At 63.9% G+C, this 23,653-nt stretch carries 19 protein-coding genes; 3 read left to right on the forward strand and 16 right to left on the reverse strand.

The features are described from left to right. Nucleotides 1–23 precede the first annotated feature (23 nt). Genes GQB03_RS07680 through GQB03_RS07730 form a run of 11 tightly spaced genes read right to left on the reverse strand, consistent with a single transcriptional unit; the run spans nucleotide 24 to nucleotide 10,848 of the window. Nucleotides 24–506: a tellurite resistance TerB family protein gene (locus tag GQB03_RS07680; protein WP_159686921.1), complete on the reverse strand. Its 483-nt coding sequence runs from the start codon at nucleotides 504–506 to the stop codon at nucleotides 24–26. Between the two features lie 16 nt (nucleotides 507–522). Beyond that, entirely contained in the window at nucleotides 523–1,482 is a 960-nt protein-coding gene (locus tag GQB03_RS07685; RefSeq protein ID WP_159686924.1) for a WD40/YVTN/BNR-like repeat-containing protein, read from the reverse strand. An 11-nt stretch (nucleotides 1,483–1,493) separates the two neighbouring features. Further along, nucleotides 1,494–3,857, reverse strand: coding sequence for an efflux RND transporter permease subunit (locus GQB03_RS07690; RefSeq protein ID WP_159686928.1), 2,364 nt, complete (start codon nucleotides 3,855–3,857; stop codon nucleotides 1,494–1,496). 50 nt (nucleotides 3,858–3,907) lie between these two features. Then, nucleotides 3,908–5,683 (reverse strand): DUF1302 domain-containing protein, encoded by a 1,776-nt coding sequence (locus tag GQB03_RS07695; RefSeq protein ID WP_159686930.1) that lies wholly within the window; start codon nucleotides 5,681–5,683, stop codon nucleotides 3,908–3,910. A gap of 19 nt (nucleotides 5,684–5,702) precedes the next feature. Then, on the reverse strand, nucleotides 5,703–7,079 hold the full coding sequence (locus tag GQB03_RS07700) for a DUF1329 domain-containing protein (protein WP_159686933.1): 1,377 nt from the start codon (nucleotides 7,077–7,079) through the stop codon (nucleotides 5,703–5,705). A gap of 31 nt (nucleotides 7,080–7,110) precedes the next feature. Continuing rightward, a complete protein-coding gene (locus tag GQB03_RS07705; protein ID WP_159686936.1) occupies nucleotides 7,111–7,539 on the reverse strand; it encodes a c-type cytochrome in 429 nt (142 codons plus the stop codon). Continuing rightward, on the reverse strand, nucleotides 7,536–8,000 hold the full coding sequence (locus tag GQB03_RS07710) for a c-type cytochrome (RefSeq protein WP_200832140.1): 465 nt from the start codon (nucleotides 7,998–8,000) through the stop codon (nucleotides 7,536–7,538). Before GQB03_RS07710 ends, GQB03_RS07705 begins: the two co-directional genes overlap by 4 nt. Nucleotides 8,001–8,007: 7 nt before the next feature. Continuing rightward, a complete protein-coding gene (locus GQB03_RS07715; RefSeq protein WP_159686942.1) occupies nucleotides 8,008–8,544 on the reverse strand; it encodes a methylamine dehydrogenase light chain in 537 nt (178 codons plus the stop codon). 14 nt (nucleotides 8,545–8,558) lie between these two features. Beyond that, complete coding sequence (gene mauD, locus GQB03_RS07720; protein ID WP_159686945.1) at nucleotides 8,559–9,152, reverse strand: methylamine dehydrogenase accessory protein MauD; 594 nt, start codon at nucleotides 9,150–9,152, stop codon at nucleotides 8,559–8,561. Beyond that, the gene (locus GQB03_RS07725) at nucleotides 9,149–9,700 is read right to left on the reverse strand and encodes a MauE/DoxX family redox-associated membrane protein (RefSeq protein ID WP_159686948.1); all 552 of its coding nucleotides are present in this window, start codon (nucleotides 9,698–9,700) and stop codon (nucleotides 9,149–9,151) included. Before GQB03_RS07725 ends, mauD begins: the two co-directional genes overlap by 4 nt. After that, nucleotides 9,700–10,848, reverse strand: coding sequence for an amine dehydrogenase large subunit (locus GQB03_RS07730; protein ID WP_159686951.1), 1,149 nt, complete (start codon nucleotides 10,846–10,848; stop codon nucleotides 9,700–9,702). Before GQB03_RS07730 ends, GQB03_RS07725 begins: the two co-directional genes overlap by 1 nt. A gap of 359 nt (nucleotides 10,849–11,207) precedes the next feature. On the opposite strand from GQB03_RS07730, the gene GQB03_RS07735 reads away from it, so the two are divergent. After that, complete coding sequence (locus GQB03_RS07735) at nucleotides 11,208–12,227, forward strand: helix-turn-helix domain-containing protein (protein ID WP_159686954.1); 1,020 nt, start codon at nucleotides 11,208–11,210, stop codon at nucleotides 12,225–12,227. On the opposite strand, the gene napH is transcribed toward GQB03_RS07735, so the two are convergent. The 4 genes from napH to GQB03_RS07755 form a co-directional block, all read right to left on the reverse strand. Continuing rightward, complete coding sequence (napH, locus tag GQB03_RS07740; RefSeq protein WP_159686957.1) at nucleotides 12,216–13,091, reverse strand: quinol dehydrogenase ferredoxin subunit NapH; 876 nt, start codon at nucleotides 13,089–13,091, stop codon at nucleotides 12,216–12,218. The two genes, GQB03_RS07735 and napH, sit on opposite strands and share 12 nt — an antisense overlap. Further along, nucleotides 13,088–13,741, reverse strand: coding sequence for a MauM/NapG family ferredoxin-type protein (locus GQB03_RS07745; protein WP_159686960.1), 654 nt, complete (start codon nucleotides 13,739–13,741; stop codon nucleotides 13,088–13,090). The genes napH and GQB03_RS07745 overlap by 4 nt, the downstream gene beginning before the upstream one ends. 588 nt (nucleotides 13,742–14,329) lie before the next feature. Next, a complete protein-coding gene (locus GQB03_RS07750; protein ID WP_159686963.1) occupies nucleotides 14,330–14,965 on the reverse strand; it encodes a hypothetical protein in 636 nt (211 codons plus the stop codon). A 54-nt stretch (nucleotides 14,966–15,019) separates the two neighbouring features. After that, the gene (locus GQB03_RS07755; RefSeq protein ID WP_159686966.1) at nucleotides 15,020–16,111 is read right to left on the reverse strand and encodes a M12 family metallopeptidase; all 1,092 of its coding nucleotides are present in this window, start codon (nucleotides 16,109–16,111) and stop codon (nucleotides 15,020–15,022) included. 769 nt (nucleotides 16,112–16,880) lie between these two features. On the opposite strand from GQB03_RS07755, the gene GQB03_RS07760 reads away from it, so the two are divergent. Next, a complete protein-coding gene (locus GQB03_RS07760) occupies nucleotides 16,881–22,232 on the forward strand; it encodes a DUF7379 domain-containing protein (protein ID WP_159686972.1) in 5,352 nt (1,783 codons plus the stop codon). Between the two features lie 284 nt (nucleotides 22,233–22,516). Next, a complete protein-coding gene (locus tag GQB03_RS07765) occupies nucleotides 22,517–23,308 on the forward strand; it encodes a hypothetical protein (protein WP_159686977.1) in 792 nt (263 codons plus the stop codon). 145 nt (nucleotides 23,309–23,453) lie between these two features. Here the strand turns inward: GQB03_RS07765 and GQB03_RS07770 are convergent. Further along, nucleotides 23,454–23,653 (reverse strand): transposase (locus GQB03_RS07770; protein ID WP_159686980.1); only part of this gene is annotated, 200 nt, incomplete at its 5' end.

Below are 23,653 nucleotides of genomic sequence, written 5' to 3' on the forward strand. Positions count from 1 at the left end.
GGACGAAACCACCCGCGATACCGCTACTGCCCGTCGCGGCGTGCCCGCATGAGGCCGGCCCGCGCCACCGCCTCGGCGCGCGCGGCCTCGGAGGCCTCCTCGGGAAGATCGAGCTGCGGGGCCAGACGCTCGAGCAGCATGTCCTCGAGCTGCAGCAGTTGGCCATCGGCATAGGCCACCTCCCACAGCATGGTGAGGATTTCCTGGCGCTCGGCGATACCGAAACCGACCCGCACCGCTTCGGCAAACTCCCAGTCGTCGAGCGCTTCGCTGAAACGCTGCTCGGCGATGTCCACGAGTTCATCAACCGCCTCGTCGCGCAGGCTGAAGCGCTCGCGCAGCAGCTGCCTCACGCGCTGCTGCTCGGCCGGGCTGTCGACGTGATCGACATGCATCGCCTCCAGCAGCAGGGCTGCCACCGCAATCATGCGTCGCTCGAAGGGGCCGCGCTCGCTGCCCTCCGCCTTGAGCTCGCCCTTGAGCAGACTGACCAGTCGTTCCAGCATGTGCACTCCTATGCGTTCAGGGTTTCTTGGTTTCCGCGTCGAGGATGCCGTTCTGCCCGGCCATCAGCACATGGCCGTCGGCGGCCACGGCCACCGCGGCCAGGTTCTGGCGATCTTCGCGGATGTTCACCGACAGACGTTCGGCGCCGCTGGCGAGGGCCGCTACCGCACCGCCACCGCCGACCAGCACCAGCTGCCCGTCCCCTGACTGGACCGCGGCGGCGAAAGCCTGTTCCGTATCGCTCGAAATCGTTTTCCAGGTGTTTCCGCCATCCCTGCTGAGCAGCACCCGGCCGCTCATGCCGTAGAGTACCAATGCGCCGTCCTTGAGCTGCAGGCCGCCCCACAGGGAGCCGGTAGCACCGGTCTGCAGCCGCGTCCAGGTCGCGCCGTCGTCGCGCGAACGAAAGGCCGCGCCGCTTTCCGCCGCGATCAGCAGGCTGCCATCGCGGGTCGCGAGGATCTGGTTGAAGTGGAGGTCGGCATCGTAGCCTTCGCCGACCTTGAGCTTCGTCCAGCTGGCGCCCCCGTCACGTGTCTGCAGCGCTGTGCCATAACCGCCGACGACGAAGCCGTGCTCCGGCGAGACGAAGCTCACCGACAGCAGCACCGGCTCGTCGGCGACACGCTGCAGCAAAACCCAGTTCTCGCCGCCGTCCTCGCTCTTGAGGATCACCCCACCGTGGCCCACCGCCCAGCCGTGCTCGGCGTCGGCGAAGCTGACTGCGGTGAGCAGGCTCGACACCGGTACCGAATGCGCCTGCTTCCAGCTCTTGCCGTTGTCCTTGGAGAGCACCACGGTGCCGTAGTCGCCCACGGCGACCAGCGTGTCGCCGGCACGGCTCATCGCGGTGATCGGTACCCGCGCGGCCAGCCGCGCGGAGATTGCCGGCACCGCCGGCTGCGGTGCATCGGCTGCGCCGGCACTCGCCGCCAGCGCGCAGAGCAGCGCCGCGGCCACAAGATTGCGTTTCATGTCGCTTCCTTTCAGTGAGCCATCAGCGGTGCGCGGACCGGGCCGCGACGCGGAATCAGCATGTCGATGGTGACCGCCAGCGCCGGCAGCAGGGTGATCGCCATGATCATGTTCACCATGAACATGAAGGTCAGCAGCATGCCCATGTCGGCCTGGAACTTGAGTGCCGAGAAGGACCATGTCGCGACCCCGATCGACAGCGTTACCGCGGTGAACACCGTGGCCACGCCGACCTCCCGCAGCGCCTGCTTGAAGGCGGTGACGATGTCCTCGCCGTGGGCCAGGTGCATCTGCAGGCGGTTGTAGATGTAGAAGGCGTAGTCCACCCCGATGCCTACCGCCAGCACCATCACCGGCAGGGTCGCCACGGTGAGGCCGATGTCGAGCGACTTCATGAACCAGTAGCCGAGGAAGGTCGCCAGGGTGAGCGGCACGCAGCAGGCGACCATCGCCCGCCAGTCGCGATACACCAGGAAAACCAGCACCAGGATGGTGGCGTATACATAAAGCATCATCGGCAGTTCGGAGTGTTCGACGATCTCGTTGGTGGCCGCCTGCACCCCGGCGTTGCCGCTTGCGAGGCGGACCGTCACCCCTTCCATCGGGTGCGCGCTGCGCCATGCCTTCACCGCCGCAACGACCTCCTTGATGGTGCTGGCCTTGTGGTCGGCAAGATAGAGATTGACCGGCAGCACCGTGCAGTCGGCGTTGAACAGGCGCATGCCCTCGGGCACCTGGCGTACCGCCTCGCCGAGGGTGAGTTCCTCGCGCGGCAGCGCGGCCCATTTGGGATTGCCTTCGTTCACGCCCGAGCTGGCGAGCTTGGCCATGACTGGCAGGGACTGCGCCGAGAGCACGCCGGGGACATTGGCGAGCGCCCAGGTGAGGCGGTCGACATAGGCCATGGTGTCGTATCGATAGCAGCCGTCCTTGGGCGTCTCCACCACCACGGTCAGCAGGTCGAGGCCGAGCGCGAAGCGGCTCACCACATCCTCCACGTCGCGGTTGTAGCGCGAATCGTTGTGCAGTTCGGGCGCACCGGGCAGCACGTGGCCGACGTGACGCCCCTGGCTCTGCCACACCGCCACGCCGAACAGCACGGTGCAGCCGATCACCACCAGCGCGGCATTGCGCGGATTGGCGATATGCACCCCGAGGCCGGCCATGAGGCGGTTGCGCAGGCCTTCCATGCGGCCCGCGCGCTCGACGAAGGCGTTGTCGAAACGGAAGTAGCTGGCGAGCACCGGCAGCATGATCAGGTTGGTGACGATCTTGTAGGCGACGCCCACCGAGGCGGTGATCGCCAGCTCGCGGATCATCGGGATCGGCACCAGCACCAGCGTGGCGAATCCCACGAAGGCGGTGATCAGCGCCAGCGTGCCGGGCACCAGCAGGCCGGAGAAGCTGCGCGTCGCGGCGGTGTAGCCGTCGGCGCCATTGATCACTTCCTTGGCGATGTAGTTCACCTGCTGGATGCCGTGCGAGACCCCGATGGCGAACACCAGGAAGGGCACCAGCACCGCCAGCGGGTCGAGGCCGAAGCCGAGCAGGGTGATGGTGCCGAACTGCCACACCACCGACACCAGCGAGCACACCAACGGCAGGAAGGTCAGCGCCAGCGAGCGGGTGTACCAATAGACCGCGATGGCGGTGAGCACGAAGGCCAGCGCGAAGAACTCGATCACCGAGGTCGCGCCCTCCGAGATGTCGCCCATCTGCTTGGCGAAGCCGATGATCTGGATCTGCGTGTCGGCATCGCTGAACTTGTCGCGCACCTCCTTCTCGAGGCGCTTGCTGAAATCGAGGTAGTCGAGCCGCTTGCCGGTGGCCGGATCGGGGTCGGCGAGCTCGGCCACCACCATCGCACTGGTGGAGTCGTTGGCCACCAGGCTGCCGATGAAGCCACCGATCACGGTCCGTTCGCGGATGCCGGCAATCGCCTCGGGGGTGAGCGACTTGACGGTGACGTCGCCGCCCACCACATCCTCGGCCTTCATGCCTTCTTCGGTGATCTGCACCGCACGGGTGTTCGGGGTCCACAGCGAGGTCACCGTGCGGCGATCGACGCCGGGCATGAAGAACAGCGCCTGGGTGACCTCATACAGGCGGGTCATCGCCTTCACGTTCCAGATGTCGCCGTGCTTCGCATGCACCGTGACGATGATGCGGTTCGCGCCGAACAGCACGTCGCGATACTGATTGAAGGTCTGTACGTATTCGTGATTCTGCGGCAGCTGCTTGTCGAAGCCCGCGGACATGGTGAGCCGTGCGGCGAACGCCCCCATCACCACGGTGAACACCGCCAGTGCGGCCAGCGTGGCGAGGCGATGCGCAAAGAACAGGCGCTGCAGCCGAAGTACCAGTTTCTCGATCATGTTGGAATCCAGGGAGGGCCGGACGCCGCGCGGGCGCCCGGCCTGCTACGTCAGAACGAGTAGGAGATGCTGGCGCCGAGGAAATCCCGGTCGCTCATCAGGTTGTTGTCGCCGCCACCCCAGAAATTCACGTACTGCACCGCCCCCTTCCAGCGATCGCGGTAGTTGAACAGCACCGACAGGGCCAGCGACTTGCGCCCCTGGACGAAGGGAATCGCGTTCGGGCTGGTGCCGCTCACGTCGTGGTACCAGTCGATCTGCGGCGTCATGGTGATGCCCGAATCGAAGGCGTTCGGGTAGTTCAGGCCCATCTCGAAGACGTAGCCCCAGGAGGTGCGGTCGGGCAGCGCATAGTTGGGCAGGAAGTACGGCACGTGCCCGCTGGTGTCGAGGTTGGGATAGTGCGCCACCGCCAGCTCGGTGAGGATGAAGCCGTCGGAGGAGCCCAGCGCCTTGGCCAGCCCGCCCAGCGTGTCGTTATGGGAGAAGGTGTAGAAGCCGGTGAGGTGCATCTGCCACTTCTCTTCCTCGACATAGCCCGGGTGCGAACCCACGTCATAGACGCTGTTCTTGTCGAAGGCGCCACCGAACAGCGAGCCGAACGGCACCGTCGGATCCACCCCGACACTGTCGCGCGGGCGATAGGAGAGCTCGGCGCCAACCGCCACCGGTCCCGCCTTGGTGTTGAGCGACACCGCGTACAGATCCTTGTCTTCGCCATAGGCGACGTAATAGCCGGTCACCGCGCCGGTGTTGTTGCCGGTGAAACCGAGGAAGGGCAGCTTGTCGTGGTAGCGCTGGTAGGAGAACGAGAACTCGGTGTCGAGCTCTTCGGCGAAGTAGCGCAGGTTGATACCGTACTGGCCGCCATTCTTGGGCTTCTTCTCGCCGACGAAGGGAATCGCCGTGCCGCTCGCCATCATCGCCGCATCCGAGAGCCCCGAATGGTCACCGCAGGGCAGCGGCAGACCGAAGTCGTTACACACCGAGGTGGGCAGGTAGGCCGCGCCGCGGCCCTTGCCGATCACGTCCGCGCCGGAGAAGAAGGTGCCGACCGGATCGAACTTGAAGCCGTTCCAGCGGAACTGGTAATAGGCCTCAACGCCGAGATTGTCGGTCACCCCGCTGGCCAGCGAGATCATCGGCGCCGGCACGAAGATCTCCTTGAGCTGGGTGCCCGGTACGTGGAACTTCTGCAGGTCGAAAGCGTTGATCTGGTTGGTACCGCCGATCAGGAAGATGTCCTCGCCCCACGAGATCACCTGGTTGCCGAGCTTGACCTTGGCGCGCCGGTCGCCGATGTAGAACTCCTTGGCAACCCAGGCGTCGAGCAGCGTCGCATCGTCGGTCGCCGACTCGTGCACATCGGTGCGGCGCGTCTGGTCGGCCTGGAAATCATGGAACCAGGTCACCCGTGCCAGCGCCGAGAGCCCGCCCGGCGCGCGCACCGACAGCTCGTGGGTACCCTTCACCGCAGCCGAGAATACATCGCCCTTGTTGTAGTTGAGATCGCCGTTGTCGAAGTTGGTGTAGTTGAAGTCGGCATTGGCGTAGCCGTTGGCACCCTGCTTCCTTTGCAGCTCGTTGTTGGTGCCGCGGTTGCAGCCGCCGCTGTCGTTGCTGATGATCTCGCAATCGCGGCCCGACATGCGCGTCGAGAAGCCGAATGACAAGGTGCTGTCGATACTGCCGTTGATGCCGTCGCCCGAGCCGAAGCGCACCGCCTGCGACGGCGTTGCCAGACTCGCCAGCGCCACCCCGAGGGTCAGCGCCAGAAGCGACTTCTGCGGAGTCCGCGCGCGGCGGACCGATGCATGCGTAGTCATGTCCTCATCCCCTTGTCGATCAACGTTCGCCCATGCGGCGGATGGAATCGGCGCTGAAGAAGCCGTCGTTGTAGTTGTCGCGGTTGGCCGCCTCGAGCTCGATCACGTCGCCTTCCTGGGTCCAGTTGTCGAGTGCATAGCGACGCGCGACGAGGTCGTACATCTGCTGCTCGAAGGTCACGCAGGCCTTGATGTCGGGCGAGGCCCAGAGGCTGCCTTCCTGCACCCGCCAGAGGTTGCCCTTGGCGTCGTACATATCCACGTGCAGCAGCGCCCAGGAATCCTCATCCACGTAGAAGCGGCGCTTGGCGAAGGAATGGCGCTTGTCGGCCTTGACGGTCGCCTCGACCACCCACACGCGGTGCAGTTCGTAGCGGGTCTTGTCGCGGTTGGTGAAATCCGGGCCGAGCAGGTCCTTGAACTTGTTCTTCTTGTCGATCAGCTTGTAGGAGTTGTAGGGAACGACCATCTCCTTCTTGCCGATCAGCTTGAGGTCGTAGCGGTCCATGGCGCCCGAGAACATGTTGATCTGGTCGACGAAGTAGAGGTTGTCGAAGCCGGCGATCGGGTTGTCGTAGGCGAAGGCCGGCGCACGGCGCACGCGGCGCTGCCCCGGGAAGTAGATCCAGGCGTCGGAGACGCGGTCATGGAAAGTGTGGATCAGATACACCTCGCCGGCGCGCGACGGCGGGGTCAGCACCTCGTAGATCTGCTTGGATTCGCTCGAACCGACCTCCGCCGGGCTCTTGATCTTGGGATCGACGAATGGGTACCAGTCATAGAACCACTGCTTGTTCTCGGTGTAGCTGCCGTCCTTCTCGGGGAGGATCGCGGAGATCTGGGTGCGCCGGGCCGAACCGACGTAGCGCGTCTTGAAGTTCCACATCACCTCGTAGCCGGTCTTGGGGATCGGGAAGGCAAGGCCACCGCCATACGCCTGCTCGAGCTTCCAGCCATCGGCGCTGGTCTTGGCGTAGGTGGCGTTCTTCTTCGTCTGCGCCATGAACCAGTCCGGGAAGGTGCAACTGCGGCGGGTCGGATAGACATCGAGACGATAGCCCTTGTAGGCCTTGATCAAGGCGACCTGCCCCTCGGGCAGCTTGTCCGCGTACTTGTCGACGTTGCTCGCATCGATGCTGTAGAGCGGCTTGTCCGCGGCGTAGGGGTCCGAATGGCCCGGCTTCCAGCCGGCTGGGGCCTTGGTCAGCCCCCCCGTCCACGCGGGAATCTGACCATCGGCACTGGCCGCCATTTCAGCGCCCGCCGGGGTGAGCTCCTTGCCGAGCTTGGCAGCCTCCTGCTCACTGACTGCGGCGCCGGCCCCGCTGGCAAGCAGCGCGGCCAGCGCGAATGCCAGCGGCTTTGAGCAGGTCCTTCTGAAGTGTTCGAGATTCATTTGGGTTTCTCCCTGGTCTAGGTTCTTGCAGTTACTTGATCGTGATGCCGCGCGCGGCCAGCGAGGCGACGATCGCCGCACGGGTCGCGCTTACGTCTTCGAGCGGATGGCTGCGGTAGCGCGTGACCTCTTCCTCGGTGTAGGGCGTGAAGTCGGCCGGCAGGGTGTCGCCGGAAAAGGCGTTTGCCATCCAGTTGAGCAGCCGCGTCACCTCGGCGTTGTTGAGTGCCGAATTCGACGTACCCGGCACCTGCACCAGAAAGGCACGTCCCTCCGGCAGTTTCAGGAAATGGCCGAGCTGCCCGCGCAGCGTGGGCACGTCACCGGTCGGTGCGCCGCGGCCATCGACCTGATGGCAGCCGGCGCAGTTGAGGATGTACTGGTGCCGGGCCACCACCGCATCGCTTGCCGCCAAGGCGCCGCCGGCCACCAACAGGGCGAGAAGCGCGACGGCCTTCATGGCTTGCCCCCAAGCGCGGCCAGCACCTTCTTGCGCAGCGCCAGCACCTGGTGCGGCGCCAGCTTCTCCGCCCGCGCCGCGGCGATGTCGGCCGCCTCGTAGGGGCGGTGCCCGGCGGGGAGGCCGGCCGCGTTGTATTCACCCATCACGGTGTTGAGGACGGCCGCGAGCTCCTCGTCGTCGAGCTGAGCGAACGAGGGCATGACGCCCATGAAACGTTCCTCGCCGACCTTGATCGGGCCCGACAGCCCGGACACGAGCACCCTCGGGAAATAGGCGCGACCTTCCTCGGTGGCCAGCCGCGGCGCGAGCTGGCCGGCCAGCGGGGGGGCCAGGCCGGGGGCACCGACGCCGCCCGCCTGGTGGCAGGCGACACAGCGCTGACCGTAGACCGCGGCACCGTCGGCCGCCGCCGCTGGCAAGGCCAGCGCGGCAAGCAGGATGGCAAGGAGCGTCTTCATCACCGCCTCACCCTTCCCCGTCGGCCAGCCCGACGACCGCGGCCAGCGTGCAGTGGAACATCGTCGAATCGTTGGCCATGCACCAGTTGATGTCGTTGTGCACGCCCATGCGGTAGGCCGGCCGCTCGCGCTCGTTGGTATTGCACAGGCAGCGCCCGCAGGCAGTCTTGCCGCAGCAGTCGTTGTAGCTGATCAGGTAGTTCTTGCCGTCCTCGGGGTTGTGGCAGGTACCGATCCAGCTCACCTTGGAGGGCGTAGTGCCGGGCGGGCAGGTCGATGACGAGCCGCCGCAGCATGAGCACAGGTAGCCGTCCTGCGCGCAGTAGCGCCAGTATTCGCAATCCTCGTCGCCGGGCTTGCCGGCCGCGGCAGCCTTGTGGGCAGCGCCGGCCGCAGCCTGGGCACTGCGATCGAACGGCAGCACCGGCAGCACGAAGGCGGTCCCCACCATCAGCTTGCCGATGCGGATCAGCGCCCCGCGGCGCGAACTCTGCTGCGCCACCGTGCGGGTCTTGCGTTCGAAGAAGTTGTCCAGCCATTTCATGTCGATGTCTCCTCTCAGGCCTGCTGGTCGATGAACTGCTGCACCGAGGCGACGCCCAGTTCCTTGGCGGTGAAAAGGCTCTCGAGCTGCTCGCGGGAATTCACCAGGCCCTTGGCGACGATGCGTCCGTGCTCATCGAGCAGTACCGCGTAGGGCAGCTTGGCAACGCGGTAGCCGATCCCGAGATCGCGCGACAGCACGTAGGGGAAGGCCTGCAGCCCGGCCTTCTCGATGAAGGCAAGATGCTCGGGCTGCTCGCCGTCCGAGGTCAGCACCACGTCGAGCCAGCTCCCCTCGTTCGAGCGGATCGAACGCAGGATCGGCAGCAGCTTCTTGCATACCGGGCAGGTCGGCGAGAGGAAGAACAGCAGGGTGCTCTTGTCGCGCGCGCGACCGATGCTGACCACCGCGTTCCCGGTGATGGTGGTGAGGTCGAATACCGGCGAAGGCTCGCCGACCTTGGGACCGGTATCCATCATCAGCGCCCCCATCGGGGCCACGCGCTCGTACAGGACGCCGATCTGGCGGGCCAGGGCAAACAGCCCGACAAGTGCCGCAAGTACGGCGATCCACAGCAAGACGTTCGAAATCATCAGGGCTTCGTTCATGATCCGCTCCTCAATTGGGCAAGACGGGGTTGATTGGCAATGAGCTGGTTGGCGGTGGCGTAGAGGGCGAACAAGGCAAGCGTTGCCCCCGCCACCGAGAGGTAATCGATCCACATCAGGGCGCGGTCGCTGCCGGGCTGGCCGGCGACGATCGCCACTGCCAGCAGCACCGCATTGCGTGCCGGCAAGGCCCACGACAGCTCGGTGTGGCCTTCCGCGCCGCCGCAGCCGCAGTCGATCGCGGTGTGGCCGCGCAGCAGGTTGATCACCACGCCGGCAGTCGACACACCCAGCACCACGAGGGTCAGCGCCAGCCCGATGCCGCGACTGGCCTCGAACAGCAGCGCCGTGCCGGCCGCGACTTCGAGCACCGGAAAGGCCAGCGCGAAGCCGCCCGCCAACACCTCGGGCAACAGCCGGTAGAGCTCGACCTGGGCACGGAAGACGGCCAGGTCGCGCAGCTTCTGCCAGGCACCGGTGAGCAGCACCACCGCCAGCAGGGCACCGCAGCTGCGCGCCAGGACCGGGTCGGTCATGAAGGCATCCATCACTGCATCTCCATCAGGTTGGGGGTGTCGCCAACGCCCTCGATGCGGCCCAGCGGCTTGAGGCCACTGGCGTCGTACGAGGCAATGCCACCCTTGACCGCGTCGAAGGCGAACAGCCGCGCTGCCTCCCCCTGGCTGACCGCGACCGCGATCGCGTTGCTGCCGGGGACACGACCGAGGCGCTTGTGGCTGGCACGGTCAAAGGCCCAGATCTCCTTGGCCGGATTCTTGTGGCTGCCCTCGTAGGACTTGTCGTGCATCGCCACGTAGAGACGGCCGCTGGCCTTGTGCTCGGCGAGCACCTGGTAACCGCCGGGGCGCCAACCGGCCTTGCGCTCGCCTGCCGAAAGCAGCGACCACGGCGCTTCGAAGCTGGCCGTCTCGCCACCGACGTTTGCGGTGTAGAGATCGCCGCCGTAGGAGACGAAGCGATACACGTCGCCGTCCTGCTCGCCATGGATGAAGATCGGATCCTTGTCGGCGTCGAAGAACTTCGCGCTGCGCTTCTGCGTCGCCGGCTTGCCGTCCGCATCGAGCGTGACGGTGAGCATCGTGCCGTCACCGCATACCGTCGAGAAGCGGCCCGGCGTGCCCGCGGCCGGCAGCACGATCCAGCAGCCCGGTGTCTGCACTTCCGACGCCACCTTCCCCGCCGCAAGATCGACCACCGTCACCGAGGTGGCCGGTGTCGCGTTCTGCACGAACAGCCAGCGTCCGTCGGACGAGGTGCGGATGGTGCCCTTGTAGTTCAGCGACTGGGCGTGGCGCGGCGGAATGACGATCTCGCCGGTGTGCGCCAGCGTCAAAGCATCATGGATGTCCACCACGTCGGTGCGCTCGCCGTGATTCAAGCGCGAGTAGTAGGTGGTGGCGACGTAGATGGTCTTGCGATCGGGCGAGAGCGTCGACTGGCCCGCATAGCCGGTGGCGACCATGCCGAGGTAATGCATGTTCTTGCCATCGATCACATGCAGCTTGCCGTCGACGATGTGGTTGATCGCCACGTCCGACAGGTAGATGCGGTACGGATCTGCCGGCGCAAGCTTGCCGACCGACACGATCTCGGGCGTGAACTCGGCATGCGCAAGGCTGCCGGTGAGCGCGAGCAGGCCTGCGACCGAGATTCCCGCCAGGGTTTTTCGAAGCACGTGAACCTCCTTTGTGTTCGCGGCGCCAGGCAGGAATGCGAGCCTCGCCTGGCGCCTCTGAGTCATTCACCGCGGTGTCCCCGCGATGCCTTGGCGGGCTCCTTGTATTGCCTGCGAGCCAGCTGCCGGAATCCATGCTGACCCACGACGCGTGCCGGGCGGTATCCCAAATCGGCAACCCCGATTTGGTGCAAGTCATTGTCCAAATTGGGGATTTTTGTGTGCGACGCACCATTTCCGTGCGCAGCTGCAGCATGCGGAGGAAACGCTTGCAAACGGATCCGCTTTATGTCTAAAGTAAAAAACGGGGTTGCGAGACGTCTCGCCAAAGACGCGAGACCGCCCCAAGGAGAGACCTGATGACCACTGCTGCAGAAGCCCTGCAGGCACTTCACCGAGAACCCGGCGCGTACAGCCTCAACCAGGTGCTCAGTTCCGATGCGGACGAGCACGCCGAGGGTCTGCAGCACTGGAAGCAACGCTACGAGCAGCTTTCACCGGGCCGCTTCGAAGGCCACCTGGAAGAAGCCTGGTTCGGCAACCTGCAGGTATTTCGCGAACGCACGAACCAGACGGTGCATGAAGGCGGCCTCGCCTGGGAAGGCTCGCGCACCTTTGGCGTGCCGGTGGCGATCGATGGCGAAGGCTGGTACTGCGGCGAGGTATTCCATCGCGACTCGATCATCACCCTGCGCGGTGGCGACGTGCTCGACTTTCGCACCCCGCGGAGCCTCGACGTGGTGGCGGTCACGGTCGATACGCTCACCCTCAACGAATATGCGATGCAGGTCGAGCAACGCGACCTCGAGGCCGAACTCGCCGGCCAGCGCGTGGTGCCCGCCACCGCGACCCAGGCCGCGGAATTGCGGGCTTTCCTGCTCACCGTGCTCGCCAGCATCCAATCCACACCGGGCATGCTGAGCCATCCGCAGATGCGCAAGGCGCTCGAACAAGGGGTATGCGCGAGCCTCGTCGCATCGATCGGCAACGAAACCGAGGTGCCGCTCCCCACGCCCACCAGCAATGCCCGCCGCAGCATCGTTTCGGCGGCCCGCGATTACATGCACGAACACATCGACGAACCGATCACCGTCGCCGACCTGTGCCAGACCCTGGGCGTGTCACGCCGCACCCTGCAATACAGCTTCCAGGACGTGCTGGAGCTCAACCCGGTGAGTTTCCTGCGCGCGATGCGCCTCAATGGTGTGCGCAGAAGTCTTCGTCGGGCCAATCCGGAAACCGATACGATCGCCGATATCGCCGCGCGCTGGGGCTTCTGGCATCTTTCGCATTTCGCCGCGGACTACAAGACGATGTTCGGCGAACTTCCCTCCGAAACCCTGCGCCACCCGGCCCATTCAGCGGGTTCAGCGCGCTGAACCTTTCGGCGATCCGCCGACGATTTCACCCGCCGGCTTGCGCTGCGTCACCCGACGCAGCCCGAATTCGAACACCTTGTCGTCGCAGACATCGATGCAGCGCCCGCAGTTGATGCAGTCGCCACTCAGGATCACCGGGGTCGCTGCCGCATCCGCGGGCTTGAGCGCCGGCGCGATCACCTGAGGCTCGGGGCATACCCGGAAGCACGCACCGCAATCAGTGCAGGCAGCCCGGCCCGCGGCATTCACGCGCAGTACCGCGGCCTTGCCGACAAGACCGTAAAAGGCGCCTACCGGGCACAGGTGACTGCACCAGCCCCGCCGGCTGACCAGCAGGTCGAACAGGAATACCGCCAGCACGACCGTCCAGCCGAGGCCCATACCGAACACCAGTCCGCGCTGCAGGATGGTGATCGGATTGACGAGCTCCCAGACGATCAAGCCGGTCACAGCCGAAAACGGCAACAGGGCCGCGAGGATCCATAGCCGCATCCGGCGCGACGGCTGCCACCCGGGCCCCAGACCAAGGCGACTGCGCAGCCCCGCCGCGACATCGGTGAGCGGATTTATCGGACACACCCACGCGCAATAGCTGCGCCCGCCGATCACCAGGTAGATCGCCAGCACCGTCAGCGCGCCACCAATCGCGGCGAGGCCCCGCCCCTGCCCCGCGGCCAGCGACTGCAGCACGATCAGCGGATCGGAAAGCGCGACGGTATCGAGGATCACGCTCGAAGCAAGATTGCCCTTCAACCACCAGATCCCCAGCCAGGGGCCGGCCATGAAGAGCGCCAGCAATCCGCACTGCACCAGTCGCCGCATGATCAGCCAGCGATGGCGCGCCAACACGCCGCGCCGCCTCATGGGGCACGCGGGTCGTGCCGCGCCAGCGCGACCGGCAAGACCTTGATCGATGCTTCCACGGTGGCGCAGGCGTGTTCGCATTTACCGCAGCCGGTGCAGGCATCGGGATGTACAGTCGGCTGGAAATAGCCGCGCGATTCGCTGTGGCGCCGCTCCATGGTGATCGCGCGGCCGCGCAGCGGACAGGCCATGAAGCAGGCGCGGCACTCCGCGAAGCCGGTTACCGCATAGCAGGTGTCCGCACCCGTGAACACGGCGATGCCCATCCGCGCATCCTCGATGTGATCGAGCGCCTTAGACAGCGCCTCGGTCGGACAGGCCGCAACGCAGGGAATGTCGGCACACATCTCGCAGGGCGCTTGCCGGGCAACGAAATAGGGCGTTCCGAGCGGCACCGCGCGGCCAAGCGGAGCAAGCTCCAGGATATCGAACGGACAGGCCTGCACGCACAGGCCGCAGCGCACGCATGCCGCCGCGAAATCCTCCTCGGCCAGCGCACCGGGAGGACGGATCGCCCATGCCGGCAGCGCCGCGGCCTGTCTGCCGTGCGCAGCGAGCAACAAGCCCACCACACCCGAACTTCCGGCCAGCGCGACGCATCGTTCGATAAAGCGCCGGCGCCCGGGGGACCCGGCATCCTTCCCGGCCATCGCATTCACCTCCCGCCATGACTTTCGCGCCCTTCCTCGCGGCGCACTCCACGATGCACTGTAGACACGCGCGGGAGGCGCGGTTAGCCGATATCGGCAGCAAGGTCTGAAAGACGCGAAATGGTGCTCGCAAATTCGGTGAAATCGGCCGACGTGTCATGTTCAGCGCTCCAACGATTTCGGGCCGCGGGCCATCAGCTCCGCTATATCACAGCAACCGGCAGTGCCTTCGTCTGAATCGTTGTTTGACCGCTTGCACCCGAACTGCAGATACCGGCCAACTGCTGCCGGTCGCCCATCCGGCATAGGCTCCGTTCAAGCGACGGCTCCACTCTGAAACCTGCCGGATAGCCGATGCGAACTCCTCGGCCTTATGTGGAGCTCTACATAAGGCCGACGACCCGTCCTCGGCCGGAACGGCCATTGCGCTTGTATGGCCTCAGCTAGCAGATTATGGGCGCTTTATAAGGCATCCATCTGGGCTTCGGATTGCCATTTCCATCACTGGTACTTCTTGTGGAACTTGGTCTGTATGATGTTTTGCGGTTTCACAGGGCTGACTATATAAGCTCCTCAATATTGTCCTGGTCAGGGGGTTGCCTTGGCTATCGCGGCGCTGGTTGAGTAGAATTGGCATGAAGCCGTGAGCGTAAATAGCGCGTCCAACCGTGCGCGAAGATTGGGCTCGAAAAACTCGTCGCCGGGCACGGCGGGAGGCAGTTTGCGATACGCATCAAGCTCGATCTCAATTTTTTCCGAAAGCTTGTCGAGTTGGTTCTTGGTGTCCTGCGGTGTGTCAGCGTTAGCACGAAAAGTCTGCTGCAATGGATTGGCGAGGCCGGCAAGGCCGGCCGCGAACGCGGCACAATGCGGGCAGGTCGCCACGGCGCCAAGTACTCCAATGACCCCGCCGAAGAGCGAAATTGTTTCGGCTCGGCTGACTTGGCGCTCTAGCGTCCGCTGAAGCGAGCCGAAGCGCCCCTCGCAGGTCGAGAGAAGCCGGAATGCAGCTTCCTCTTCCTTCGCCGCGCGGGTGGTCTGCTCGCTAGTACTGACGACCGCAGGTGCTGCAGCGGTGCCGCGCGGCGCTCTTGATGCTGGCTTATTTCGCGCCGCACTAATATCTTCCAGCACTGCGTTCGCGTCGAAAGCTGCTGCTTGCGGTGGGCCGATTGCACACAACAGGAGGGGCAAGGCAAGCACCCTTACAATGCGCGAATCCATCTGTTACCCCCAAACTTCGTGATATTCGGCGGCCTGCCGCCTGCCCGGACGGATCTACCAGACCATTAGCGAGGTCTCGGCTGCCGATTCCGCGTAGTAGAGTCGAATTCCCACGACGTACTCGCGGCCCGCTACTAAGCGCATCGTGATCAAAGCGTTGCGGTCCGCGCCGCTATCATCGTCGCCCGCTATCTGCACATTTCCGGTGGGTGCAGCCTCGAAAAGCACAAGCAAGGTGTCTGCCGTGCCAAAGGAGCCGATCCGGTATGTACGAGTGCGGGGAGGCTTGAACGAGAAGGTGCGCGTCTCGCCCGCCGCAATCGCCAGCAACACGGATTTCGCGGGGACTAGAGCTGTCAATGCCTCACTCGGCTTCGTGCCAGGATAAGACGAAGCCACCCAGATTTTGTCGGGCTTCGACAGCCCTCCCTTAGGTTTCAACCCATTGCTGTAATTGGCAGGCGCAAGTATCAGCCCAGCATCGAATTGATATTCCATAACTGAGTCCGGATCCCAAGTAGTCCCCTTGACCTCAGCGCTGCTAATCTTACGGAGAATATTCCAATCGATGGTTCGGTCATCCCAACTGTTAGGCGGGTTTCTAAAGTACGCGCGAACTGCCGCTTCGTTCCAGGTAATACCCGCGAAAGGGTTTTGATGCTCATGTTCCAAGCCCAGAGTATGACCAATCTCGTGCAGCGCCGTATCGGCACCGTACGCCGTAGTAAGCGGCCACCCGAAGTTCATCGTTCTCGACAGCGGATTGCGTTCAGTAAGCACGTCTCGGCCGACGAAGGACCACGATCCATCACTCGAATCAAAACCGATGCGAATCATCGCGTCTTCCGGCCGATGGACCTCTCGGAAGGTAATTCCCAAGCCAATCTTGGCCCACGTATCGAATGCCTTTCGCACGGCAACGAGATCGGCATCAATGCCCCGCCAGCTACGTGGAACTTGAGTCGATGTAGAAGAAAACATGTGATACGTCAATTGCGTTCCATTTACCCATTTCTTGTCCGAATTGGTTATCGCGCGTACCCGTTGAGGGTGCACCGTGGCGTCAAAGGCTCGCGGTGCACGTGGCGGCTGGGCACAGTAACGCAACGCTGAATCGTGTGCGGTGGACTTCTTAGAAGCTGACATCATCTTCTCCCTCTCACATCTGGGCTCCCCGTTAGCTGACGGATCGACGCTATTGCGTATGCCATTCGCGATGTTCTACGAGAATGTATAGTACAAATCTCTAGTCCCGGATATGGCATTTTTCCGTCGTCGAATGCTGCTGACTCGGCCCGTTCGTTGAGGTTGCCTGGCGCGCCACAGCGGCTTGACATTCGACTATTCTCGATCTTCAGTTACGCAGAGCAGAGGCGTGATGCGCGAGTGTTCTTCGCCAGGTCATGCCCAACCTGAGGGTCGGCTCATGCCATCGCCGAGCTGTTTTCCTTGCCCATCCGCCAGATTCCCCGTCCCGCCTAATAGCCAGCCGCGACATCTTTAGCGGATGAGCGACATATGGGTAAGTGCCATAGGCCTGGGCGTTGCGCTCGCTCGCTTTCACGCCTGCGCTGCGGTGATCTGAACAGGGCCACTTCGCGGACTATCTTTTCGCTAATTCCGTCGGCTATCCGAGCGGAGCGCGCACTTAGCGACCGTGCCGAATTTGCCGTGCCATCTCTCTCGAGAGCATGATCGTCCAGGAATGCTGGCGGTCATTCGCGGGATCTCCGCGGCTACCCATCACCGATCATTCCTCGTTGCACAATCGCCTACGCTATGCATCATTGGTAAGCCTCGGGAAATGCATCTACAGTTACTTTCAGGGGCTTCAGAAATGCGCCAAGAATTATGCAGTCCGACTCGCTGAGCATGAGAAATGCACGCGCGGAATAAGAACAGATCAGGGGGCGAGATGAGCGAGGACCAGCACCAAGTCGCGTTGCGTATCGACGGCACGCGCAAGAAGGATGACTCCGCGCTTACCGGGTGGGAAGTCGAGGCTTATGAGCTCGATGGCTTGTCTCGAGGCGAGAAGCAGCAGGTTGCACCCGACGCCCTTGCGCTAGATGCAGTAATCGAACTGGAGCTGGCCAACGGCACCCGCATTCTGGTGGCCGCCGAGGACGCCGGGCGCTATCTCGGTGAGGCCGCGGAACGCGGCGCCGGCGAGGCCGGTCGGTTCGAGGTTGGCCAGGCGTTGCGCCTTTCCGGACTGCGCTTGCCTGGCGGTGCCACGCGGGACGGGTTGGGCAGCTGGATCCTCAAGGGGCTGCGTATTTACCGGCAGGGACCAGCCGGCATGACCGCATTGATCGCGGCCGGCACCTTCCAGGACGCGCAGCTGGACGACCACGATGGCCTGTATCGCTGCGCGACAGATGCCTTCGGGCTGAGCAAGGTCGGTTCGCTGCCCGAGTCCGCCGAGCCGACCCTGATCTTCATTCACGGTACCGCGTCCTCGACAGAAGGAAGCTTCAAGGATCTGTGGAGCAACCGTAAATACCGCGAGCAATTGGTCGCGACCTACGGCCCGCGCATCTACGCTTTTGAGCACCGCAGCCTGACCGAAAGCCCCATCACCAACGCCCTTGATCTGGTCAAGACCTTGCCCAAGGGCGCGCGTCTGCATCTGGTGAGCCATTCGCGTGGCGGAATGGTTGGCGAGCTGCTGGCGCGCGCCAATCGCGTTGACCTGGAGCCTTTCACCGACACCGAGATCGAGCGCTTCTTGGCTCACGCCGGACGGCTCGGGCGCAAGGGCTTCGAGGCCGACGCGAAGCGCCTTGGAGACCTCAACCGGGAGCTGCGCAAGCGCCAGATTCGGGTCGAGCGATTCGTGCGGGTCGCCTGCCCGGCGCGCGGAACGACACTTGCCTCGGGGCGGCTGGACCGCTGGGCCAGCGTGATGTTGAACCTCCTGGGCAAGGGCTTCGACGCGGCGGGCAAGGCGATCCCCGGCGTGATGCCGGTCGCCAAGGGTTACGGCCTGCTGAAGCAGTTCCTGCTCGCCGTGGTCAAGCAACGCGCCGACGCGCGAATCCTCCCGGGCGTCGAGGCGATGATGCCCGACTCGCCGCTGGTGAGCCTGCTCAACGCACCGGACGTGAAGATCCAGCATCCTGTGCACGTGCTCGCCGGCGACTTTCGGGGCGACGGCTTGCTGCCGTGGCTGGGCGATTGTCTGTCCGAGGTGTTCTATGATGGCGAAACCGACCTGGTCGTGAACACGCCATCCATGAGCGGCGGGGCGGCGCGGCTGGAGGGCGTTCGGCAAAAGCCGGTATCCGGCCCGGAGGTTACCCACTTCAGCTATTTCGAGCGCGACGAAAGTGCCCTGGCGCTGCTCGCCGCGCTCAAGGGCGACGACAGCGCGTTCGAATTGCTGCAGGGTCCGTCCCAGGCCGAGATCAGCCGCGGTGGCAGAAGGACCAAACGCAAGGATGATGCACCGATCGTCTTCCTGTTGCCCGGCATCATGGGCAGTCACATCCAGCAGGGCAGCAACCGCATCTGGTTCGAGCCATTTAGCATGTGGTCGGGCGAGATGGCCAAACTGAAGGTGGATGCCCGTCGGGTCACGCCGGACGGCTGGATGGACCGCAACTACGAGAAGCTGGCGCGCCACCTGGCCGACAGCCACGAGGTTCGGCCTTTCGCCTACGACTGGCGTCTGTCGATCACCAACGCGGCCGAGCTCTTCGGAGCAAAGCTCGATGAGGCCATTAGTGACGCCAAAGGGCGAGGCCAAGCGCTGCGCATCGTGGCTCACTCCATGGGTGGCCTGGTTGCGCGGCTGGCGATGAAGGATCGCTGGGAGGATTTCAAGAGCATCCCCGGCAGCCGACTGCTGCAACTGGGTACGCCCAACAAGGGCTCGCATTCCATCGCAGCGGTGCTCATGGCACGAGACGACTTCATTCAAACAATCGAGCGCTGGTTCGATTGGCGCCATGACATGCGCGAATTCCTGGAGATCGTGCGGGATTTCCCGGGGGTGCTCGAACTTCTGCCTTGGCCCGGCGAGAGCGGCCGGGCCGTCGACGGCGTGGACTACTTCGACGTTGGCCTCTGGCAGAGCTGGTACGACCAGGACCAGGATCCGAAAAAGGGCAGCTCCTGGATGCCGCCTCAGAAGGATCCACTGGACAAGGCGCGAGAGGCCATCGCCGCGCTGCGCGACGCGCCACTCGACCCGGAGTGCACCCTCTATGTCGCGGGCCGCGCGCCGACGCCAAGCGCGGTTCGTATCGTCGGGGGCAAGGTCGAGATCGGCGTCATCGATGAGGGCGACGGACGTGTGCCCTGGAAGACCGGTATCCCGGCCGGTGTTCGAGTCTGGTACACCGAGGCCGCGCATGGTGACTTGGCCAATCACGAAAAGGCCTTCGAGGCCTATCGGGAGCTGATCGAGACCGGCGATACCCGGCACTACGCGCTGACGCGCATTCCGCCCGCCGGGCGTGGCGAGAGCGCACCGGTCTTCCGCCCGCGCGGCCTGGAAAGCCATGCGCTGTATCCGAGCATCGACGAAGTCCTCGCGGCGGCCGCGGGCGGTGCCCGCCCGACGAAGCGCCCAGCGGCCAGGAAGGAAGCGCCCGCCGAGATCGAAGTCATCCACGGTAGTCTGGCCTGCGCCGAATCGCCCGTCCTCATCGGCGCCTACGCGAACGACAGCCTGCGCGGCAGCGCCAGGTTCCTCGATGGCCATCTCGGCGGCCAATTGGCGCGCACCTATGGCCTGGGCCGCTACCCCAGCCAGCCTGACGACGCCATGGCCTTCCTGCATCCCGAGCAGGGGGGTAAGCCCGGTGGCGCCATCGTTGTCGGCCTCGGGCCGGTCGGTGAGCTGTTGCCGGGCAAACTCACCCAGGCGCTCACCAACGGCCTGCTGGAATACGCGCGTAGCCACGAGCAGTGCCACCGTGCCGACGCGGCTGATACCGAGCGGCTCTCGGTCTCGGCGCTGCTGGTCGGTACCGGATTCACCGGCCTCACGATCGAGGTCGGCGCGCGCTGCCTTGTCGATGCTCTGCGCCATGCCAACGATGCGCTGGGGCGGATCAGGACAGCGACCCGAATCGCTCGTCTGACCCTCTACGAAGAGGCCGAGGAGCGCGCCATTGCTGCAGTGCAGGCGCTGCGTGAGATGGTCGGAGAGGCGCGCGTCGGCGAGGCCGTGCGCTTCGACGGGCGCCTGCGCCCCGGCGCGGGAGGCTATCGCGGTCGTTGCAGCGCAAGCGGCGGCGAGCCGGGGGCATACCGGGTGCACATTGTGGCCGACTTAGGGGGCGGCCTGCACTTTACGGTTATCACCGATCGGGCGCGTAACGAGGTCATCGTCGAGGCCGACCAGCGCCAGGCTGTTGACGGGCTGATCGACTCGATCACCCGCGCCACCCTGGACCAGCCAGGCTTGTCACGTGCCCTGTTCGAGCTCATGGTGCCCAACGGAATGAAGCAGGCCGTGGCCGAAGTGCGCACCTTGATGATGTCGGTCGATCCCGCGGCCGCCACTTATCCCTGGGAGCTCATGCGCGACAGCGATCAGCCCGAAGTTGCACCGCTTGCCGCGCGCGTCGAGGTGGTCCGGCAGCTTGCATCGGCCCACGGCCGCGGCAAGGTTCCGACGGTGACCGAAGGGCGAGCCTTCATCGTCGGAGATACGCAATCGGGCATGGTCGAACTTCCCGGCGCGCAAGCCGAGGCAAGAGGGGTTGCCAAGGCGTTCTCCAGCGAGGGCTACGAGGTCGCCGCGCTCAACCGCGCAAGCGCCCAGCAGGTCTTCGAGGCCCTGTTCTATGGGCGCTACCGCTTCATGCACCTGGCCGGTCACGGCGTCGTGAAGGACAAGGAAACTAAGCTTACGGGCATGGTCCTCGGGCCCAGGACCTACCTCACCGCCGCGCAGGTCAACAAACTCCGCCATGTTCCCGAATTTGTCTTCATCAATTGTTGCCACCTCGGCAGCATGACGGAGGACGCTAAGCCGCGGTGGGGCGAACTGGCTGCCAACCTGGCCACGCAGTTCATCGAGATGGGATGCAAGGCCGTCATCGCGGCCGGGTGGGCGGTGGATGACAGCGCCGCGAACACTTTTGCGCAGACCTTTTACGAGGAGATGTTCGCCGGCAAGCGTTTCGGTCAGGCGGTGCTCGAGGCGCGTAAAGCCACTTACCGTCAACACCCGCTAAGCAACACCTGGGGCGCCTTCCAGGCTTACGGAGACGAGCGCTTCAAGTTTCCGGAGACCCGGGCCCGTGCGATCGAGAGCGCCGACTACACCCACGCGAGCGAACTCGTAGCCGACCTCGACATGGTCTGCGCGCGTCTTCAAGGGGCCACCGATGACGACAAGAAGAACTACTACCGTTCGTGGATCGAGGGCATCGACAAAGCCGCACACGGCCCAGATTTCCAAAAGACCTCGGTTCGCGAAAAACTCGGCAGCGCCTGGGCCGAGCTCGGTGAGCTCGACCGCGCCATCGCCCACTACCGGGGCGCCTTGACCATGGAAGATGGCTGTTCGAGCCTGAAGGCGCTGGAGCAGCTTGCCAACCTGGAAATCCGGCACGGCGCCAAGCTGCTCCGGTCCCGCGAGGACGACAAGCATGAGGCGGGTGCCGAGTTGATGGAGCGAGGTCACAATCGGCTGAAGCAGTTGAACGAAATAGGAGAGAGCGTCGAGCGGCTATCGCTCGTCGGATCGTATTGGAAACGCGCAGCCCAGGCCCACCACGCGCGCAGAAACTACAAGGACATCAAGCCATGCCTGCTCGAGATGCAAGCGGCCTACTGGCGAGCCGCAGATCACTCGCATCAGCGCGACGGCCAATGGGATTACTACCCCTTGTTCAATGCCTTGGAGGGCGATTTCCTGATCGCCGCCAGGGGCGAGCGCACCGGGTTCGACGCGCGCGCCGGGGAGCTCGCCGGCCTGCTGCAGGCTGGGGCTGAAAACGGCAGGCGCCGCTTCGCGGAGAGCCGGGAATTCTTCCACGCACTCACTGACGTCGCGGCGAATCGGATTGATGCCCTGTGGGCCTGCTACGACGGCCGAGCTGACGCCTGCATCTGCAATCCGGAAGTCTTCGACACCCTGGTCGCCCAAACACGCGACATTCTGAGACGGCTGGGCAGCGCCTGCGAGCAGGATTCGGCCACCAATCAACTCTCCTTCCTGATCGACATGCTGCCGTCGGACGACAAGTCCAACAAGGTAAAGGACGCATTGCGACGGCTCATCGAAGGAATTAAGAAGGCTTGATCCGGACCGGGGGGCTTGAAGGCGAGAATGGTGGACGAGGGACACTCGATCGGCGTTTCCGTTAGATCACCTCGTAGATCCGATTCAGGGGGAGCAAGCCGACCCTGGCCTGTGAATCGATGGGAGGGGCGCCTCCATCCCGTTGATTCAAAAAAACAGCCTTCTCGTCGCGCAAAATGACGTCGGTTATCCGTGGGCTGGCCCTGCAGCACTCCCAAACGGCGTCCGTCGTGCGAGGGACAAGACCTATTCGTTATTCGCAATCGGTTCATGGAGCACTACCGATGGCCAGTTTCGCGCACTACACAACTCGTTCGGTCGAAATGGTTAACTTCATTGATGAAGATGACCCCTGGTTCGCAGAGAACCAACCGGACGACCAAGGGTTCACAAGACCGACCTATCACGTTACGCGTTCCAAAACCGGTCCGGCTGCACGCGTAGCCCCCAAAGATACGATTTGGCTCTTTTCGCAGTTGAAGTCTCCATTCGGTACCCTACCTCCAGCGTTGGATGCGAAAATAGTTGTTTCCTCCATCGCTAAGCGTGCCGTTGCTGGCAATGGCGGCTTTCGGTATGAGGCTCATCCAGAGTTGTCTCGCTGGTTTCCGCTGAGAGATGTTTCAACAACCTTGCTCGAACTAAACACCATTGATTTTAGGCGCAACAATTCGCCCTTGCTTAAGGGTCCATCCCAGCATATTGGTAGGGCACTTCAGAATATGCGAGAGCTAAAGTCTGACGAACCGTTGCTTCGATTTGAGAAAGAATGCGATGGCTTGCCCTACGATTTCGTTAGTTATCGAATACTGGATGGCACACAGTATGCGTTTCTCCAGGTCTGCGCATTGGTCGGTTCGGGGAAATGCGTTTGGTGGGATCGATGGTCACTACCCAGGCGATTGGCGGAAAGGCGAGAGTTTCTGAGTAATAATTCCCTAGACAAACACATTATGGACTCAATCGGGGGCTCGGAAAGCGTCTGGGGCGTAGAGTCTGACGGCTATGGTAAGGAAGGGACCTATTCGGCAAAGGAAAAGGCAGAAGCGAAGAGGCTCGGAAAGCTAACAGGGTGATGCAAAAGCGCCAGACTCCTCACCAGCAAAGGGCCCCAGCGTAATTTTCATGGCGACTTCACGGCGAGATTTGATTTTTCAATTCGATTCGAGGTGCCGAATCGCGCATCGGAGGACGCTCCGACGGGCAGTTTCGGATACCACTTCATGCTTCCGCCCTCGAATTGCTCAATTTCGCAATTCTGAGAAGGTTGTAGGCCGCGCCGGATATGAAGGCCGCCATCTGGGTTTTCGCCTGACCAATGAATCGGCTCTTTCTCATTCCGCCCACCGTCTTAAGCCAGCCAAATATCTCTTCGACCCGCTTTCGTTTTCGCTGGCTGATTCGATAGCCTTCGGTCCGCG

Origin of the sequence: Cognatazoarcus halotolerans (genome assembly GCF_009800965.1) — a bacterium.
GTDB classification, from domain to species: Bacteria; Pseudomonadota; Gammaproteobacteria; order Burkholderiales; family Rhodocyclaceae; genus Cognatazoarcus; species Cognatazoarcus halotolerans.